General features: G+C 68.6%; 13 protein-coding genes. 6 read left to right on the top strand and 7 right to left on the bottom strand.

Annotated features, from left to right (window positions below):
• Positions 1-16: 16 nt before the first annotated feature.
• Complete coding sequence (gene smc / locus HHL13_RS18095; RefSeq protein WP_169557346.1) at positions 17-3424, top strand: chromosome segregation protein SMC; 3408 nt, start codon at positions 17-19, stop codon at positions 3422-3424.
• A 33-nt stretch (positions 3425-3457) separates the two neighbouring features.
• On the opposite strand, the gene HHL13_RS18100 is transcribed toward smc, so the two are convergent.
• Together HHL13_RS18100 and HHL13_RS18105 are read right to left on the bottom strand one after the other, a co-directional pair.
• On the bottom strand, positions 3458-4576 hold the full coding sequence (locus tag HHL13_RS18100) for a glycosidase (protein WP_346775585.1): 1119 nt from the start codon (positions 4574-4576) through the stop codon (positions 3458-3460).
• 43 nt (positions 4577-4619) lie between these two features.
• Positions 4620-4907: a chorismate mutase gene (locus HHL13_RS18105; RefSeq protein ID WP_169557348.1), complete on the bottom strand. Its 288-nt coding sequence runs from the start codon at positions 4905-4907 to the stop codon at positions 4620-4622.
• A 104-nt stretch (positions 4908-5011) separates the two neighbouring features.
• Between HHL13_RS18105 and HHL13_RS18110 the strand changes: the two genes are divergently transcribed.
• Complete coding sequence (locus tag HHL13_RS18110; protein WP_169557349.1) at positions 5012-6022, top strand: polyprenyl synthetase family protein; 1011 nt, start codon at positions 5012-5014, stop codon at positions 6020-6022.
• A gap of 3 nt (positions 6023-6025) precedes the next feature.
• Here HHL13_RS18110 and HHL13_RS18115 read toward each other — a convergent pair whose 3' ends face one another.
• A complete protein-coding gene (locus tag HHL13_RS18115; RefSeq protein WP_169557350.1) occupies positions 6026-6238 on the bottom strand; it encodes a hypothetical protein in 213 nt (70 codons plus the stop codon).
• Between the two features lie 155 nt (positions 6239-6393).
• Between HHL13_RS18115 and HHL13_RS18120 the strand changes: the two genes are divergently transcribed.
• Genes HHL13_RS18120 through HHL13_RS18135 form a run of 4 tightly spaced genes read left to right on the top strand, consistent with a single transcriptional unit; the run spans position 6394 to position 10295 of the window.
• A complete protein-coding gene (locus HHL13_RS18120) occupies positions 6394-7173 on the top strand; it encodes a transglutaminase family protein (protein WP_169557351.1) in 780 nt (259 codons plus the stop codon).
• 28 nt (positions 7174-7201) lie between these two features.
• Positions 7202-9658 carry an ATP-dependent helicase HrpB gene (hrpB, locus tag HHL13_RS18125; RefSeq protein WP_169557352.1) on the top strand — a complete coding sequence of 819 codons (2457 nt, stop codon included), beginning with the start codon at positions 7202-7204 and terminating at the stop codon, positions 9656-9658.
• An 11-nt stretch (positions 9659-9669) separates the two neighbouring features.
• Positions 9670-9951 (top strand): ETC complex I subunit, encoded by a 282-nt coding sequence (locus HHL13_RS18130; RefSeq protein WP_169557353.1) that lies wholly within the window; start codon positions 9670-9672, stop codon positions 9949-9951.
• Positions 9948-10295: a nuclear transport factor 2 family protein gene (locus tag HHL13_RS18135; protein ID WP_169557354.1), complete on the top strand. Its 348-nt coding sequence runs from the start codon at positions 9948-9950 to the stop codon at positions 10293-10295. Before HHL13_RS18130 ends, HHL13_RS18135 begins: the two co-directional genes overlap by 4 nt.
• Here the strand turns inward: HHL13_RS18135 and HHL13_RS18140 are convergent.
• The 4 genes from HHL13_RS18140 to HHL13_RS18155 are packed head-to-tail and all read right to left on the bottom strand — an operon-like array spanning position 10292 to position 12877.
• Positions 10292-10813, bottom strand: a complete 522-nt coding sequence (locus tag HHL13_RS18140; RefSeq protein ID WP_169557355.1) for an NUDIX hydrolase — start codon at positions 10811-10813, stop codon at positions 10292-10294. The two genes, HHL13_RS18135 and HHL13_RS18140, sit on opposite strands and share 4 nt — an antisense overlap.
• On the bottom strand, positions 10810-11475 hold the full coding sequence (locus HHL13_RS18145) for a TPM domain-containing protein (protein WP_169557356.1): 666 nt from the start codon (positions 11473-11475) through the stop codon (positions 10810-10812). Before HHL13_RS18145 ends, HHL13_RS18140 begins: the two co-directional genes overlap by 4 nt.
• Positions 11475-12380 carry a TPM domain-containing protein gene (locus HHL13_RS18150; RefSeq protein ID WP_169557357.1) on the bottom strand — a complete coding sequence of 302 codons (906 nt, stop codon included), beginning with the start codon at positions 12378-12380 and terminating at the stop codon, positions 11475-11477. Before HHL13_RS18150 ends, HHL13_RS18145 begins: the two co-directional genes overlap by 1 nt.
• Complete coding sequence (locus HHL13_RS18155; protein WP_169557358.1) at positions 12377-12877, bottom strand: TPM domain-containing protein; 501 nt, start codon at positions 12875-12877, stop codon at positions 12377-12379. The genes HHL13_RS18150 and HHL13_RS18155 overlap by 4 nt, the downstream gene beginning before the upstream one ends.
• Positions 12878-12889: the final 12 nt, after the last annotated feature.

Here is a 12889-nt window from a genome sequence, read left to right on the forward strand (position 1 = left end):
TCCGGCGGGGCCATCGATGCAGATCAAACGGCTCCGTCTCACGGGGTTCAAGAGCTTCGTCGATCCCGCCGACCTGCGGATCGAACCCGGGCTGACGGGGATCGTCGGCCCCAACGGGTGCGGCAAATCCAATCTGCTCGAAGCGCTGCGCTGGGCGATGGGCGAGAACAGCCCGAAGTCGATGCGCGGCGCGGGCATGGAAGACGTGATCTTCGCGGGCACGGCGACGCGCCCGCAGCGTGATTTCGCCGAAGTCTCGATCCTGGCCGACGGCGTGGGCGAAATGGACGAGATGGAAGTCGTCCGCCGGATCGAACGCGGCGCCGGCTCCGCCTATCGGATCAACGGCCGCGACGTCCGCGCCAAGGATGTCAGCCTCGCCTTCGCCGACGCGGCGACCGGCGCGCACAGCCCGGCGCTGGTCAGCCAGGGCCGGATCGGCGCGATCATCTCGGCAAAGCCGGCCGAGCGCCGCGCGATGCTGGAGGAAGCGGCGGGGATTGCGGGGCTTCATGTGCGGCGCAAGGATGCCGAGCAGAAGCTGCGCGCGACCGAAGCCAATCTGACCCGGCTCGACGAAGTCATCACCGATCAGGAAGCCCGCGCGCAGGCGCTGCGCCGTCAAGCGCGGCAGGCCGAGCGCTACCGCGAGCTATCCGACAAGATCCGCGTCGCCGAAGCGCGGATGATCTTCGCCCGCTGGCGCGACGCGGCGGCGGCGGCGGATGTGGCGAAGAAGGAAGCCCAGGCCGCCGAGGCGCTGGTCGCCGAACGGGCGAAGGCGCATGACGATGCCGCCGCCGTGCAACAGGCGGCGGCGGAAACGCTTGCCGGGCTGCGCGCCAGTGCGCTGATGGTGCGGGACAAGGCGACCGAGACGATGCACGCGCTGGCCACGCTGCGCAGCGAACGCGCGACGGTCGAGCGGCGCATCGCCGACCTGAAGCACGCCGAACTGCGGCTGGCCGAGGATCGCGGACGCGAAGGCGCGCTGGCCCGCGACGCCGCCGAAGCGCTGGCCCGCCTCAGCGACGAAATGGCGGCGCTCGACCAGCGGATCGAGACCGCCGCGACGCGCATGCCCAATCTCGACGCTGCGCTGGCCGAAGCCGAACGCGCCGCGCGCGACGCCGAAGTGGCGCTGGCGCAGGCGCTCGCCGCGCAAGCCAGCGAAGCCGCCGAAGCGCGCGTCGCCGAAGCCGCGCTGGCCGCCGCGCGTACCCGCGTGGAGCGATCGACTCGCGATCTCGCCCGGATCGATGCCGAGCTGCGCGCGCTGCCCGACGCCGAACCGCTCAAGGCCGAGAAAGCCCGCGCCGCCGACGCGCGCGCCAAGGCGCTGGCGCAGGCCGAAACCGCGCGCACCGGACTGGCCCGCGCCGATGCGGCCGAGCGCGGCGCGATCGACGGCCGCGACCGCGCCCAATCCGCCCGCGCCGCCGCCCATGCCGAACTCAGCGCGCTCGACAGCGAAGCGCAGGCGCTGACCAAATCGACGCGGCCATCGGACAAGGATCGCATCCTCGACAAGCTGAAGGTCGATGCCGGGTATGAGCGCGCGCTCGCGGCAGGGCTTGGCGACGATCTCGAAGCCGGGCTGGACGCGAAAGCCGAACGCTATTGGGCGGGCGCCGAGGCGCTGCCCGGCGATCCCGGTGCAGCTTCGGGCACCACGCCGCTGGTCCGCCATGTACAGGCTCCGGGCGAACTTACCCGCCGCCTCTCGCAAATCCTCGTCGCAGAAGCCGATACCGGACAGCCGCTCGCGGTGGGCCAGCGTCTCGTCACGCTCTCCGGCACGCTGCGCCGCTGGGACGGTTATGTCGCAAAGTCGGGCGGGGCTGCGGCAGCCGAGCGGCTCGAACGGATCAATCGCCTAGCCGCGATCGAAAAGGCGCGTCCCGCTGCGGTTCGCGGGGTCGATGCCGCCGATGCCGAGCTCGCCCGGATCGACGAGACCATCGCCGAGGCGCGCCGCAATGCCGGGGATTGCCGCCGCCTGCTCGATCACAGCGACACCGCCGCGCGCGACGCCGCCCGCGCCGAGGATCGCGCCGCCGGGCAGCTCGAACGGCTGGATTCGCAGCGCGCCGATCTCGACTCGCGCCGCGCGCGCATCCTGACCGAACAGGACGAAGCTGCGGGCGAACTCTCGCGGGCCGAAGCGGCCAAGGCCGCGCTTCCCGATGGCAGCGCCACGCGCGACAAGGTCGCCCGCCTCTCGTCCGAAGCCGAAACGCGCCGCGCCGCATCGGCATCGGCGCGCGCCGAACGGGGCACGCTGGAGCGCGAAATCTCGCAGTCGCGCGAACGCCGCGCCGCTGCCGAAGCCGAGAGCAAGAGCTGGAACGCCCGCGCCGGCGAAGCCGCCCGCCGCTCGGCCGAGATGGACCAGCGCGCGATCGACCTCGCCGAGGAAAGCGAAACGCTCGCCGGCAAACCCGCCGAACTCGACGCGAAAGTCGCCGAAGCCGAACAGGCCGGGGAATCCGCCCGCGCTGAATCCTCCGCCGCGCAATCCGCCGAGCGTGACGCGGAAGCCGCGCTGCGCGCCACCGAAGGCGATGTTCGGGCCGCGAACGAATCGCTCTCGCAGGCTCGCGAAGCGCGCGCCGGTGCGCTGGCTCGCGCCGAGAATCAGGAAATGCGCCGCGTCGAAATGGGCCGCCTGTCAGGCGAACGCTTCGAATGCCCGCCCCCGCTGCTGCCCGAACGGGCTGGCTTCAAGGAAGATAGCGTCGGCGATCCGCAAGCCGAATCCTCGTCGCACGACCGGCTGATCGCCGAACGCGAGCGGATCGGTCCGGTCAATCTGGTCGCCGAATCCGAGTTGGCCGAACTGACTACGTCGGCCGAAGCCAGTGCCAAGGAACGCGACGAACTGACTCAGGCCGTGCATCGGCTGCGCGGCTCGATCGGCATGCTCAACCGCGAAGGGCGTCAGCGGTTGCTGGCCGCGTTCGAAGCGGTCGACCAGCATTTCCGCCGGCTGTTCACGACGCTGTTCAACGGCGGCGCCGCGCATCTCGAACTGGTCGATTCGGACGATCCGCTCGAAGCCGGTCTCGAGATCATGGCCCAGCCGCCGGGCAAGAAGCTCCAGTCGCTGACCTTGCTCTCGGGCGGCGAACAGGCGCTGACTGCGGTGGCGCTGATCTTCGCGCTGTTCCTGACCAACCCCGCGCCGATTTGCGTCCTCGACGAAGTCGACGCCCCGCTCGACGACGCCAATATCGAGCGCTTCTGCGACTTGCTCGACCGCATGACCGAGGAAACGCGCACCCGCTACCTGATCGTCACGCACAATGCCGCGACGATGAGCCGCATGCACCGCCTGTTCGGCGTGACGATGGTGGAGCGCGGGGTTAGCCGGCTCGTGTCGGTGGATCTGGGCGGCGCGCTGGACGTGCTGGCGGCGGAGTGATTGAAAGCCCTCTGCCCTCCGGGGAGAGGGAAGTTAGCGAAACACCAGTTTCGGGATGTGCGTGATCCGGCACGCCAGGTCCGCCTCGCCCGAGGCCACGACATAGTGATCCCCCGCATCGGCGATCCCCGTGGTGAACACCACTGGTGTCGGCAGATACATCTGATGCGCGATGTCGGCGGTCAGCGTGGGGGCGGCTTCCAGCAGGGGCGCGCCGTCCTCCTGCCGGATTACCCGGGTCGGATCGTCGCGGTCGAGCAGCGCCCAGAAGGTGCGATATACGCCCACCGTCTCGCGCTTCTCGACGCCGTGATACAGCACCAGCCAGCCTTCGGGCGTCAGGATCGGCTGCGCGCCGCCGCCCATTCTCAGGCTGGTGCTGGTGCCCTTGCGCGCGCGGATGCCGGGCGCTTCGGAGGGTCGCCAGTGCAGCCCATCGGGCGACGTCGCCATCTGGATCGCCGGTCCGCCGGCCCAAGGGCTTTCGTCGGGATAGGCGAAATATTGCTCCCCCAGCGGGCGGGTGAGCGCCATATATTTGCCGCCCGGCTTGCCTTCGAACAGGAGCATGTCCTTGTTCTGGTGATCGAGCACGATGCCGAGCGGCTTGTAATCCAGCCCGTTCACCGAATGGTACATCGCGGTGCAATGCCGCTCGGCCGAAACCGAGCAGACGGTCATCCACCAGCTGCCGCCGACCAGGCTGATCCGCGCATCCTCGATCCCGTAATCCTGCCAGCTGGCGGAGGGTTCGATCGCCTTGTCGTAGTGGACCTTGACCACTTCGCGCGCATCGCCGGTCAGCTCTACGGGCAACAGCCACGACAGCGACGTCAGCCCGAGCAAGGGCGGATGGCGACCCTTCAGCGCGAAGGTGCGCGGATCGCTCATCTCGACCCCGGCGAGCGGATGCCGGTCGAGCCCATAGCCTTCGGGGGTCCAGCGAATCGTTCGCGCGAAGCCGCCCGCGACCGGCTCGCGCAGCGCTTCGGCCACGCGGACCATCAGCAGCAGATTGCCGCCCGGCAGCCGCGCCAATCCCGGATTGAACGCGCCCAGCACATAGGTTGGCTCGCCCAGCGACTTGCGCAGCGGGGATTGCGAGAGGTCGACGTCATCGGGGCGGAAGATCAGATAGTCGTCGGCAGACACGGATCGATCCCCTTCAGCAGTGCATGACGAACGGCCGCTATCCTCAGCCAGTTCCTCCGCGCGCCTTCTCATGGTGCCGGATCACCTCATCGATGATGAAGCGCAGGAATTTCTCGGAGAATTCGGGATCGAGATCGGCATCCTTGGCCAGCGCGCGCAGCCGCTCGATCTGGCGTTCCTCGCGGCCCGGATCGGCGGGGGGGAGCGCGTTGGCGGCCTTGTACTCGCCCACCGCCTGGGTGATCTTGAAACGCTCGGCCAGCATGAACACCAGCGATGCATCGATATTGTCGATGCTCTGGCGGTAGCGGCTCAGCGTCTCGTCGGGCATCGGATACTCCTTCGCGCCCCTTTTGCCCGCGATTTGACACCGCGCAACCCTGAGTTTCCGGATGCAGGCTTGCCTTTGCCCGCAGCACGGGCCAGAGCGCGCCAATGAGCGCTACGATCCATCGCCTCAACTCCCGCGAGCCTTCGCTGGAGCCGATGCTGACGCTGGTCGCGCCGGGCATGAACGCGGTCAACGCGGTGATCCTCGACCGCATGCAGTCCGACATTCCGCTGATCCCCGAGCTGGCCGGTCACCTGATCGCCGGGGGCGGCAAGCGGATGCGCCCGATGCTGACGCTGGCGAGCGCGGAACTGCTCGGCTATTCGGGCACGCGCCATCACAAGCTGGCCGCGTCGGTCGAGTTCATCCACACCGCGACTTTGCTGCACGACGATGTGGTCGATTCGTCCGACCTGCGTCGCGGCCGTCGCACCGCCAATATCATCTGGGGCAATCCCGCCAGCGTGCTGGTCGGCGACTTCCTGTTCAGCCGCAGCTTCGAGCTGATGGTCGAGGATGGCAGCCTGAAGGTGCTCAAGATCCTTTCGGGCGCCAGCGCGACGATCGCCGAGGGCGAAGTCAATCAGCTGACCGCCGTGCGCCGCCTCGACCTGTCCGAAGCGCGCTATCTCGACATTATCGACGCCAAGACCGCGACTTTGTTTGCCGCGGCGTGCAAGATCGCCGCAGTCGTCGCCGAACGCGGCGAGGCCGACGAGGCTGCGCTCGACGCCTATGGCCGCAATCTCGGCATCGCCTTCCAGCTGGTCGACGATGCGATCGACTATGTTTCCGACGCCGGTACGATGGGCAAGGACGCGGGCGACGATTTCCGCGAAGGCAAGATGACCCTGCCGGTCATCCTCGCTTATGCGCGCGGCAATGACGAGGAACGCGCCTTCTGGAAGGCCGCGGTCACCGGGCACCGCAATTCGGACGAGGATTTCGCCGAAGCGATCCGCCTCGTCCGCGCCAGTCGCGCGGTGGACGACACGCTCGCTCGCGCCCGCCATTACGGCCAGCGCGCGATCGACGCGCTGGGCGCCTTCCCTGCCGGCAAGGCGAAGGACGCGATGGTCGAAGCCGTCGAGTTCGCGGTCGCCCGGGCGTTCTGAACCTTACTCTTCGGCGGGTTCCGCTTCGTCCTCGTCCACGCCGAGCAGATCATCTTCATCCTCGTCGAGCAGTTCGTCGATCGCTTCGGTAATGAGGTCGAGCTGCTCGTAGCTCGCGGTGAAATCGATCGTCTCGCCGTCATCATCCTCCAGGCTCAGAACATAATCGCCATTGCCGTCGGGAGTGATGGTGAACTGGTTCAGGGTGCGCGCCATCGGACTTCTCCTTCGCCGCCGCCAACGCACGATCGGCGAAAAGGGCGCATGGCTCGTTTGATTCTCGGCACCAGCCGCTCCCGGTTCAGCATCGCTGAACCAAAAAGAATGCGACGCTATCGGCACCTTGGCCGCTGCAGTACGTTGGCGGCGCCATGAAGCTCTCGATCCGCACTCGCCTCGACTACCAGTTCGCCCAGCCCGCCGATGTGCTGCTCCAGTTCGAAGCGGCGGCCATTCCCGAACAGTCGGTCGACTGGTCGCACACCCATGTGACCGGAACCGATTTCGCGCGTGTGCCGGCGCAGGACGGGATCGGCGATCGTATCTGGATCCGCGCCGAGGGGCGGATGGCGGTCGAATATGATGCCCATGTCACCATCAACCGCATCCTGCGCGACGCCCGCGCTCTGCCCCATATGGATCCGCGCGAGCTGCCCGGCGAAGCGGTCCAGTATCTGATGCCCTCGCGCTATTGCCCGGCGGATCACTTTCACAGCTTTGTCGAAACCGAGTTTGACGGGCTGAAGGGCGGCGCGCTGGTGATGACGATGCGCGACTGGATCGCGGACAATTTCACCTATGTCTCCGGCGTCAGCAATTCGGACACCACCGCGCTCGACAGTTTCGTGCGGCGGCAGGGCGTGTGCCGCGACTATGCGCATGTCCTGATCACCCTCGCTCGCGCAGCTGCGATTCCGGCGCGTATGGCCAGCGTCTATGCGCCGAACGTCACGCCGCCGGACTTCCACGCGGTCGCCGAAATCTTCCTGGCGGGCGAATGGCATTTGATCGATGCCACCGGCATGGCGACCGAAGCCGAGATGGCCAAGATCGGCGTGGGCCGGGACGCGGCCGACGTCTCGTTCATGACCGCCTATGGCTTTGGCGCGTGCCAGAATGTGGTGGTTTCGGTGCAGGAGATGACGGCGTGACCCGGCTGGACTAAGGGTCCGTACGCCGATGACCGACCTGCCGATCCACGCCGTCCTGCCCGATCTGCTCGCTACGCTGCGGGCCAGGTCGAGCGCGGTGCTGGTCGCGCCGCCGAGTGCTGGCAAGACGACGGCCGTCGCACCTGCCCTGCTCGCCGAGCCCTGGGTCGAGGGGCGCGAAATCCTGCTGCTCTCGCCCCGCCGCCTCGCCGCGCGCGCCGCCGCCGAGCGGATGGCGAGCCTTGCGGGCGAGAGCGTCGGCCGGATCTTCGGCTATGCGACGCGGATGGACAGCAAGCGCTCGTCCGAAACCCGCGTCACAGTCGTCACAGAGGGCATTTTCGTGAACCGCATCCAGGCCGATCCCGAATTGGCAGGCGTCGCGGCGGTGCTGTTCGACGAAGTCCATGAACGCAGCCTCGACAGCGATTTCGGCCTCGCGCTCGCGCTCGACGCACAGGAAGCGCTCCGGCCCGATCTGCGGATCGTGCCGATGTCCGCTACGCTCGACGGCGCGCGCTTCTCGGCATTGATGGGCGACAGCCCGGTGATCGAAAGCGAGGGGCGCAGCTATCCGCTCGAGCTGCGCCATCTCGGCCGTGCCGCCGAGGCGCGTATCGAGGACTCGGTCGCCGCCGCGATCCGGCAGGCATTGCGCGACGAGGACGGCGGCATCCTCGCCTTCCTGCCCGGCGTGGCCGAGATCGAGCGTACCGCCGATCGGCTTGGCGACCTGCCCGGCATCGCGCTCCACAAGCTGCACGGCAGTCTCGAGCCCTCCGCCCAGCGCGCCGCGATCGCCCCGGACAAGGAAGGGCGCCGCAAAATCGTCCTCGCCACTTCGATCGCCGAGACCAGCCTGACGCTGGACGGCATCCGCGTGGTGGTGGATTCGGGACTGGCCCGCCGCCCGCGCTACGATCGCGCGGCGGGGATGACGCGGCTCGTCACCGAGCGCGCCAGCCAGGCGTCGGTCACCCAGCGCGCGGGCCGCGCCGGGCGTCAGGGTCCGGGTGTCGCCTATCGCCTGTGGGAAGCCGCAGCGACCGCCGGCCTGCCCCGCTTCGACCCGCCCGAAATCCTCGAAGCCGACCTGTCGGCGCTGACGCTCGATTGCGCGCTGTGGGGCGTCAGCGATCCGCGCGAATTGCGCTGGCTCGATACGCCGCCCGAAGCCGCTGTCAGCGAAGCGCGGAAGCGGCTGACGGTGCTGGAGGCGCTCGACGAGAATGGCCGCCCGACCGCGCATGGCAAGGCGATCGCGAAGCTGCCGCTCCCCCCGCGCCTGGGCCATATGCTGGTGCGCGCGGGCGAGATCGGGCTGGCGAAGACCGCTGCGCAAGTCGCGGTGCTGCTCGGCGAGCGCGGACTTGGCGGACAGGATGCCGACCTCGAACTGCGCCTGCGCCGGTGGAAGAGCGAACGCGGGCCGCGCGCCGACAATGCGTGGAAACTGGCCGAGCGGTGGGCCAAGATTCTCCCTCTCCCCAGCCCTCTCCCCGCAAGCGGAGAGAGAGAGCAGGCAGTGGCCACCGCCATCGCCCTCGCCTTCCCCGACCGGATCGCCAAACGCCGCGATGCGTCGGGCGAGACCTGGGCGTCGGCCGGCGGGCGCGGGTTCCGGCTCGATCCGACATCGCCGCTGGCCCGTGCCGAGTGGCTCGCGGTCGCCGAGACGCAGGGCATGGCATCGGGCGCGCGCATCCTCTCGGCCGCACAGATCGACCCGGCCACCGTCGAAACGCTGTTCGCCGATCGCATCGCGACGCATCGCACTGTCCGCTTCGATCCCGCCACCGCGCGGATCGAGACCCGGCGCGAGCGCCGACTCGGCAGCATCCGCTTGTCCTCCGGTCCCGATTCGGATGCCGATCCGCGCGAGATCGAGGCCGCCCTGCTCGAAGCCGTCCGCCAGCATGGCCTCGCCCTGCTCCCCTGGTCGGGTACCGCGCAGGCGCTGCGCACCCGCGCGGGCTATGCCAACCTCACCGAGCTTTCCGACGAGTCGCTGCTCGCCGATCTCGACGACTGGCTGCCCCCCGCACTCGCGGGCAAGCGCCGGTTCGACGCGATCGAATCCGGCGCGCTCACCACCGCGCTCAACAACCGCCTCGGCTGGGACGGGCAGCAGGCGCTCGACCGGGTCGCTCCCGCCCGCTTCGAAAGCCCCGCAGGTTCCTCCCACGAGATCGACTATGCCGCCGAAGCCGGGCCGACCGTCGAGCTGCGCCCGCAGGCGCTGTTCGGCCTCGCGACTCATCCGATGGTGGGCACCACGCCGCTGGTGCTCAGCCTGACCTCGCCCGCTGGCCGCCCGATCCAGACCACACGCGACCTGCCGGGTTTCTGGGCGGGCAGCTGGGCCGCGGTCGCGAAGGAAATGCGCGGCCGTTATCCTCGTCACCCCTGGCCCGACGATCCCGCATGCGCCAATGCAACGCTGCGCACCAAAAATGCTGATGCAAGGGCTGCGGGCAAGCGCTAAGGAACGCCTCCATGAGCACCGCACGCATCTATCAGCGCCCCAAGAACGCCATGCAGTCCGGCCGCGCGCGGACCGATCGCTGGATCCTCGAATTCGAGCCGGGCGAGCAGCAGCGCCCCGATCCGCTCACCGGCTGGGCCGGTTCGGGCGACACCTCGACCCAGCTGCGGATGAACTTCCCCACGCTCGAAGCGGCGCAGGGCTATGCCGATCGCACGGGCCTTGCCTATCATGTGATCGCAGCGCCCGAACGCAAGCTCAAGCTGCAGGCCTACGCCGACAATTTCCGGTGACCCCGGCGGAAGTCCTCGACCGCTGGATCGAGGCTTTCAACGCCGCCGATCTCGACGCGCTGACCGCCCTTTATCACGAGGATGCGGTCAATCATCAGGTCGCCAACGATCCCGTCGAAGGCCGCACCGCGATCCGCGCGATGTTCGATGCCGAATTCGCGGCGGCCGAGATGGTCTGCATCCCCGAGAGCAAGTTCGCTGACGGTGACTGGGCGATCATGGAATGGCGCGATCCCAAGGGGATGCGCGGCTGCGGCTTCTTCCAGGTGACCGGTGGCCGCATCGCCTTCCAGCGCGGCTATTGGGACCGGCTGAGCTTCGAGAAGCTCTACGGCGCTTCTTAGCCCAGAAACGTCTCCGCCAGCAGCATCAGGATCTTCACGTCGATCCCCATGCCCTCCGCCCGCTTCGCCGCGACGAATGCCGGCACCTCCGCCAGCGGCACGCGGTGGACAATGATATCCTCACCATCGATCCCGCCGCCTTCGCCGATCCTGGTCAGCCCGCGCAGCCGCACCAGCGTGAAGCCTTCGCTCACCAGCCCGGGCGAGGAGAAATATTCGCCCAGATTCTGGATGTCGGCGGCGGTGTAGCCCGTCTCTTCCTCAAGCTCGCGGACCGCCGCGCTTTCGGGCGTGTCGTCGGCATGATCGTCGCCGACCAGACCGGCGGGCAGTTCGAGGCAGCGCCGGCCGATCGGTACGCGATGCTGGTCGACCAGCAGAACGTGATCGTCCTCGTCGATCGCGATGATGACCACCGCGCGAATGCCGCGATTGCGCGACACATATTCCCATTTGCCCTGCTTCTTGGCGACGATCCACTTGCCCTGCCAGGCGATCTCGACGGTGTCTTCGCTCACAATTCGATCAGCCTGTCCGGGAGTTCGTTCACGTCATGCGCACCGCGCGGGAACGGCTCTTCGAGGATCGCGGCGATCTTCGCAACCGCGTCGACCATGCCGCCCGCCGCATCGCCCTGGCGCAGCTTCGCGAGCAAAGCGGCCATCGCCTCGCCCCAGCGATCTTCCGGCACCTTCGAATGGATCGCTTCGTCGGCGATGATCTCGGCGCGGTGCTCGGCCAGGCTGAGGTAGAGCAGGATGCCCACTCGCCCGCGCGTGCGCTTCTCCGCGCTGGCGCGGAACAGCTCGAACGCGCGCCGCCGCACCCGCCGCGTCTTGGTCGCCCCCGGCGTCAGCGCCATCCGCGCGGGCATCCATGCCAGCGCATAGCGCACCGCGAGGAACAGCACGGCCTGCGCGATCGCCAGCCAATAGGCGGTGCGCGCCACTTCGGGCCCGCTGGTCCAGCCCAGCATATGTTCCAGCGGCCCGGGCCACGCCGCCACCAGCACCGCCGCGATCAGCATCGCAGCCACTGCATAGTGCAGCCCGACATCGTGATAGGCGTCCGATCGTTCCGCGACGATGGTCACGATCTCGCCTGCGGTCGAATGCTCGGCCGCGGCCACGGCTTCGCTGACGCGCTGATGATCCGCTTCGCTGAACCCGATTCGCGTCATCACCAGCTCCCCGTCGCGCCGCCGCCGCCGAACGATCCGCTACCGCCGGAAAAGCCGCCACCGCCGCCACTCCATGACGAACCGCCACCGCCGCTGCTGCCGCCGCCCCATCCGGAGCCGCCGGACCAGCCACCACCCGAACGGCGTCCGCCGCTGCGCAGCGCTGCGTCGACTGCCGTCCAGAGCAGGATGTTGCCGATCTCCCCGGCCACGCCTGTGCCATCGCCGCGATAGCGGCGTCCCCGCCGCGACGCGCCGCGCATCGCAGCGAAGATGATCGCCATCACGACGATCACGAACAGGAAGCCGAGGCTGCCCAGATCGAACCCGTCATCGGTCCGGCGCGGGCGTGTGTCGCCCTGCTGCACCGTCGTCTTGCGTTCGGCATCCAGCTTCGCCTTGGCGCGCGCCTCACCGGCCTCGAGCGGCAATTTCATCTGCTCGGCGATCGCGGCCGCGCCGGCCATGATCCCGCCGCCCATGTCGCCGGCGCGGAATCTCGGCCTGATTTCCCGGTCGATGATCAGCCCAGAGAACCCATCGGTCATGATAGGCTCCAGCCCGTATCCGACCTCGATCCGCACCAGCCTTTCCTTGGGCGCGACAATCAGGATGATGCCGTTATTCGCTTCGGACTGGCCGATCTTCCACGCGCGGCCCAGCCGGTAGCCATAGTCCTCGATCGGATAGCCCTGCAGATCGGGGATCGTCGCCACCACGAACTGGCGCGTCGACGCCTTCTGGATATCCTCGGAGAGTTTGGTCAGCTCGGCTTCCTGCGCCGGATCGAGCAGATTCGCGGCATCGACCACGCGGCCAGTCAGCTTGGGAAAGGTCTGCGCGAACGCACTCGCAGGAAGCGCGAGCAGCAGCAGCAGCGCCAGCAGAAGCCGCAGCGCCTTCATGCGACCACCGCCGAAAGCTCCGACGCGATCCGGTCCACGCCCTTGACGATACCCGCCTCGAACCGGTTCGCGCGCAGGTCCGGCCGCATCACCTGCTCGACGATATGCTTCGCCTCGCGGTCGTTCAGCAGCCCCATCGACCCGCGCCCGACCGAAAGCCGCATCTGGCGGTCCTGCGAGGCGATCAGCAGCAGAACCCCGTCGGCCAGGCCCAGCCGCGCGCCGATCTCTTCGGAAACGGCGTCGATATTCCGCCCGCCCAGCGTCGCCAGCGTCACGATGAGCACGCGCTTGCCCGAATTGCGTTCCAGCACCGCCAGCCGAGACTGGATGGACGCCGCAGTGGCGGGCGCCAATAACTGCGCCTCGTCGATCACGTGCTGGGCCGGCTCGGGTTCGGGAGTCGCCACCGCGTTGGCCGCGACGTCGTTGGCCACGGCTTCGTTCGTCGCGGGCGCCTGCCCGCCGCAACCGGCGAGCAGGACCAGCGCCAGCATCGGGGCGAGGCG

The organism is Sphingomonas sp. G-3-2-10, from assembly GCF_012927115.1.
GTDB lineage: Bacteria > Pseudomonadota > Alphaproteobacteria > Sphingomonadales > Sphingomonadaceae > Sphingomonas.